The sequence below is a fragment of the Pseudomonas sp. P5_B2 genome, assembly GCF_056400445.1.
In genome coordinates this window covers 20,087-25,224 of record NZ_JBFULH010000047.1, presented here as the reverse complement: position 1 = coordinate 25,224, position 5,138 = coordinate 20,087, and the positions used below count along the sequence as shown (strand labels likewise).

Below are 5,138 nucleotides of genomic sequence, written 5' to 3'. Positions count from 1 at the left end.
TGTAAGGACCCGGCAACAAATCGAGTGGAAGAGTCAAGCTCCAGGGTCCTGAAGTGACAGGGACTACCTTATAAGCGCTGCCACCGTGCTCGAAATAAATATCTATCAGAACATCGAAACCGCTATAACCGATACCCGATAGCGTGACAGTCTCCCCATTTAGACTGGATGTAATGGTGGGTTGGGGTGGTCGAACAAGGAAATAAACCGGGTCTGCACGCTCTGATTCCCCCGTTAGATAAAACTGCGAAGCCGTAATTCCTTGGCGGCCAGGGGGCAACAATACAGCCGCAGACCATGCGCCGCTGGTGGAATCGACGCTACCGCTACCGATACTCCCTGTTACACCATCGCGATATACCCTTACGGTATGCCCGCCAATGCCAATATGCCCCTTCCCCGTGATAGTCACGTTCATATCTACCACTGCAGGGGGGGTATTGATTGAGGGGGAGACCAGAAGAAAGAAGGTTCGATCRGCTGACCACGCCTTATTGCCTTCTGCTCTTCGGTGCCTCGCTGTCATTACGATAGAGCCGCCGTTGAGGTGTTCGTTCTTGTTGAATGTCATCTCCCAACTGAAATCCGCTCTAACAGTAGCGGCACCAAACAAATGACCTCCCCCTGGCGTTAACATCTCTATTACTTCACCAGGAGCCCCTCTTCCTTTTAATACAATTACCCCTTTGTCCGACACAACAGCATTCTGAGCCGGATAATCAATAGCCGGAGCCTTGAGAAAGATTAGGTTTTCAACTGAAGAGTAAACAATCGGAGAGGTCCCCACCTTTTGTTCAATAGCGATGCTGTCCGCCCCCCAACTTAAAGTACCCAGCAGGTCCAGCGTCCATCTTCCGCTGGCTGGAGCAGTTTGCTCTATACTCAAGGGCGTCTTATCAGACGCTCGCACAATCCGCACCCTACTACCGGCCCCTACACTCCCTGAAATAGCAGAAACTACTAATATAACGGCTCCACCTCCATCAACAACAGGCTCAGCCAACACTCTAAGTTGCTTGTACCCATGTACGGACTCCCAGACCCGATGAGACCATCGGGTGACATATTTACCGTCCCCCACCGGAAACTTTCCGGGATATATAAATTCCTTCCAATCATCACCTCTGAATGCCTCTCCGTTAAGCAATTGCTGAATATAGTTAGCATTTTCGTATCTAATCCAGACGTGATACGTCCATTGGACGTTCGGGATTTTAAATCTAATCCTGGGAATAACACCGGAGTCCTCACGATAAGTATCATTTTCAAGTATCAATTTCGGAAGCGATTCATCTACGTCGCCAGGAATTTCGATCTCGGTGTTTGACTGAGGCACAGTGTTGAAATCACCGTCATTAACGGTTGGATCAGTGAATAGTTCCTTTTCTTCGTCTGACATGATGCCGCCCCTTCGCTGATACGTATTGAATGACTCATGAACATCGTTCTACGTAACGCGCGAAAGTTTGCCTACCTGTAAAAAATGACAGTTCCGACAAGTGGTGAACTCCGCCACCGGCCAGCTCGTCCTGATATTTCAGGCTTTCGGCAAGTGACTACAGCGCCTTGCGCAATGGACTACACATCCGCCAGAATCCGCCGGCTTGTGCACCTCGGCCCTGCCCCGTAACTTGATCCGCATCGCTGCCTATCAGCGATCGGGTTTAGTCGCCCGGGTAGATAACACGAAGGTGCATAAGCTTCATTTAGGCGGGTATTCCCATCCCCGCACTCAATGGTGGCTGTGCGCAGGGCGCCCTCGGGCGCGCCGGTTTTTTCGTGATTCCTCCCGGTCGACTAACCTGCGTACAGCCGCCACCCTCGTTTAGTCGCGAGACGGTGGTAGCCCTCATAACGGAATCGCGAATATGTTCAAACCAACACCCAATCCACCCCCCGAAACCGACCCGGTTTCCCCCTACGCCACCCTCGATTCAAGAAAGCTCCACGCGGCCGCCGACAAGGCGCTCGACCATTACCTCAAACCCGACGTCGAATCCCTTCGCACTTCCCAGGACCGCGCCATGAAAATGTTCACCRTTGCCCCGGACGCCAATCCCGAAGCCTTGACCATCGAGACCTACGAAACGTTTTCAACAGTCAGCATTCTGCTGCTCGACCTGGCTGAAAGCCTGGACAACACACCGCGGCATCTGGCGATGGCGATTTATCGGATGAGTGAGTTGGGGTTGATGCTGGTGGAGCGGTCGCTGGATAACGAGCGGGCGATCAGGACGACGTAGTACAAAATCCCTGTAGCAGCTGGCGCAGCCTGCGTCGGCCGGTCCGCGCTCGGGCGCAGCAGTCGTAAAACCTGCGCTCACGGTGTACCTGATACACCGAGGTGCCTGAATTCACGACGGCTTCGCCGCCGAACGCAGGCTTCGCCAGCTGCTACAGGTTGTGGGGTGTTGTCACGCAGACGCCGGCAACGGCTGAAAACTGAAGTACTGCCTCAACGCCTTCACCAATTGCCGATACTCCGGCGGTGCCCGTTGCAGGTAGAACCCGGCGTCGTAGTGCTGCGGCGTTTCGTCTTCATGGCACCACAGGCAACGCGCCGTCAGGTCGATGAACTGCAGGCAGCCTTCGGTGGAGGGGATTTTCAAACGCAGGTCAAAATCGACGCCCACCATCATGGGCAACTGGCTGATCAGCATCAGCCCTTCTTCAGACACGTTGCCGAGATAGCCGATGGGTTTGTCGGTGATGCTGTTGAACACTTTGAGGAAATACGGCAGTTGATGCCGCTGGATCCGGCGGTTGGTAAACATGCGCAAATGGCCCAGCAAGACCCTTAAGCAGGGCCGCACTAATGCTTCGGAACGGGTCTTCTTCTTTATTGATAGAAGTAAAGGCGCGCTCTCCCCGATCCCGGTGCGACAGTCCATGCAACCGCTGACGCTTACTCCTGCCGATCACAGGAATGACCTCGGATTCAGAGGCAAGGCTCTAAACCCGATCTCTTGGACTATAGCTCACCACCGCCAGTGAGCCAGCCACGGCATGACAACTGCGATCAGTACGACGGCGGGCGCACGGCCGCAGCGCTTCGCAGCGGGTAAAGTCCCTGGCTCTGCAAAGTTTCCAGACGCGCGCGGGCACGGTAGGCGTATTCGCTGTGCGGGTACGTCTCGATGATGTACTGGTACGTCTGCGCCGCATCGATAAACAGCATCTGCTTTTCCAGGCACTGACCGCGCATCATCGACACTTCCGGCCACACATAAGGCCGCGCACGGCTGGAGCGTTCGACTTTTGAAAGCTCGAGTATGACCTGCTCGCAATTGCCACGATCGTAGGCGCTGTAGGCGAGATTCAAATGATGGTTCATCGACCAACGGGCGCAGCCCGTCACACTGAGGGCAAGGACGGCAATGAGCGCGAATCGCATGGGGGTTCTCCTGTATTGAGCTCTGTATCGACCCGTTGTGCAAAATCTTCAGGCGGCCTGTAACGATCGTTTAAAGATAAAAGCCAATAAGTAGTGCAAACGAACAATGACTACACCCAAAGATGATAGTAGCCTCACTCAGCGCTTGAACTCAGGAGTCTTTGCATGTCCGTCCGTCGTACCAAAATCGTCGCCACCCTTGGCCCGGCCAGTAACTCGCCGGAAGTTCTCGAACAGCTGATTCTGGCTGGCCTGGACGTCGCCCGCCTGAACTTCTCCCACGGCACTCCCGACGAGCACAAGGCTCGGGCGAAGCTGGTGCGTGACCTCGCTGCCAAGCACGGCCGCTTCGTCGCCCTGCTGGGCGACCTGCAAGGCCCGAAAATCCGTATCGCCAAATTCGCCAACAAGAAGATCGAACTGAAGATCGGTGATCAATTCACCTTCTCCACCAGCCATCCTCTGACCGAAGGCAACCAGCAAGTGGTCGGGATCGACTACCCGGACCTGGTGAAAGACTGCGGCGTGGGCGACGAGCTGCTGCTCGACGACGGCCGCGTGGTGATGCGCGTGGATACCGCCACCGCCACCGAACTGAACTGCACCGTGCTGATCGGCGGTCCGCTGTCCGACCATAAAGGCATCAACCGTCGCGGTGGTGGTTTGACCGCTCCAGCCCTGACCGAAAAAGACAAGGCCGACATCAAGCTCGCTGCCGAGATGGAAGTCGACTACCTCGCCGTGTCCTTCCCGCGTGACGCCGCCGACATGGAATACGCCCGTCAACTGCGCGACGAGGCCGGCGGTACTGCCTGGCTGGTGGCGAAGATCGAACGCGCCGAAGCCGTGGCTGACGACGACACCCTCGATGCACTGATCAAGGCGTCCGACGCGGTGATGGTGGCTCGTGGTGACCTGGGTGTGGAAATCGGCGACGCCGAGCTGGTGGGCATTCAGAAGAAAATCATTCTGCACGCACGCCGCCACAACAAGGCAGTGATCGTCGCGACCCAGATGATGGAGTCGATGATCCAGAACCCGATGCCGACCCGCGCCGAAGTGTCCGACGTGGCCAACGCCGTGCTCGACTACACCGACGCCGTGATGCTGTCGGCGGAAAGTGCTGCCGGTCTGTACCCACTGGAAGCCGTGCAGGCGATGGCACGCATCTGTGTCGGCGCTGAAAAGCACCCGACCAGCAAGACCTCCAGCCACCGCATTGGCAAGGTCTTCGAAAGCTGCGACCAAAGCATCGCGCTGGCGGCCATGTACACCGCCAACCACTTCCCCGGTGTGAAGGCGATCATTGCCCTGACCGAAAGTGGTTACACGCCGTTGATCATGTCGCGCATCCGTTCTTCGGTGCCGATCTACGCGTTCTCCCCACACCGCGAAACCCAGGCCCGCGCGGCCATGTTCCGTGGCGTCTACACCGTTCCGTTCGACCCGGCATCGTTGCCGCCTGGGCAAGTCAGCCAGGCTGCGATCGACGAACTGCTCAAACTGGGCGTTGTGGAGAAAGGCGACTGGGTCATCCTGACCAAGGGCGACAGCTACCACACCATCGGCGGCACCAACGGGATGAAAATCCTGCACGTTGGCGACCCGATGGTCTGAGTGACCGAACGCTGAAAAACAAAAGCCCCGCCATGTGAATGGCGGGGCTTTTTGGTTTCTGATCCAGATGATGTGTTGTCTGGACTGGCCCCTTCGCGAGCAAGCCCGCTCCCACATTCGACCGAGC

Annotated in this window: 5 protein-coding genes; 2 read left to right on the top strand and 3 right to left on the bottom strand. The window is 56.5% G+C overall.

Translation table 11 applies throughout. From position 1 onward, the window contains the following. Positions 1-1,399: hypothetical protein (locus AC1DRJ_RS07600; protein ID WP_477801565.1), on the bottom strand; the 1,399-nt coding region annotated here is incomplete at its 3' end. Between the two features lie 469 nt (positions 1,400-1,868). Here AC1DRJ_RS07600 and AC1DRJ_RS07595 point away from each other — a divergent pair. Next, the gene (locus AC1DRJ_RS07595) at positions 1,869-2,243 is read left to right on the top strand and encodes a DUF6124 family protein (protein ID WP_477801564.1); all 375 of its coding nucleotides are present in this window, start codon (positions 1,869-1,871) and stop codon (positions 2,241-2,243) included. Positions 2,244-2,414: 171 nt separating this feature from the next. On the opposite strand, the gene AC1DRJ_RS07590 is transcribed toward AC1DRJ_RS07595, so the two are convergent. After that, positions 2,415-2,774: a PilZ domain-containing protein gene (locus tag AC1DRJ_RS07590; protein WP_477801563.1), complete on the bottom strand. Its 360-nt coding sequence runs from the start codon at positions 2,772-2,774 to the stop codon at positions 2,415-2,417. 245 nt (positions 2,775-3,019) lie between these two features. After that, positions 3,020-3,394 carry a tetratricopeptide repeat protein gene (locus AC1DRJ_RS07585; protein WP_477801562.1) on the bottom strand — a complete coding sequence of 125 codons (375 nt, stop codon included), beginning with the start codon at positions 3,392-3,394 and terminating at the stop codon, positions 3,020-3,022. 165 nt (positions 3,395-3,559) lie between these two features. Here AC1DRJ_RS07585 and pyk point away from each other — a divergent pair, with 165 nt between their 5' ends. Then, positions 3,560-5,011: a pyruvate kinase gene (gene pyk / locus AC1DRJ_RS07580; protein ID WP_477801561.1), complete on the top strand. Its 1,452-nt coding sequence runs from the start codon at positions 3,560-3,562 to the stop codon at positions 5,009-5,011. The last annotated feature ends 127 nt before the right edge of the window (positions 5,012-5,138 follow it).

Excerpts from the sequence above, each read along its gene's own strand:
- pyk (WP_477801561.1), top strand. The coding sequence starts at position 3,560 with ATGTCCGTCCGTCGTACCAAAATCGTCGCCACCCTTGGCCCGGCCAGT.
- AC1DRJ_RS07585 (WP_477801562.1), bottom strand. The coding sequence starts at position 3,394 with ATGCGATTCGCGCTCATTGCCGTCCTTGCCCTCAGTGTGACGGGCTGC.
- AC1DRJ_RS07590 (WP_477801563.1), bottom strand. The coding sequence starts at position 2,774 with ATGTTTACCAACCGCCGGATCCAGCGGCATCAACTGCCGTATTTCCTC.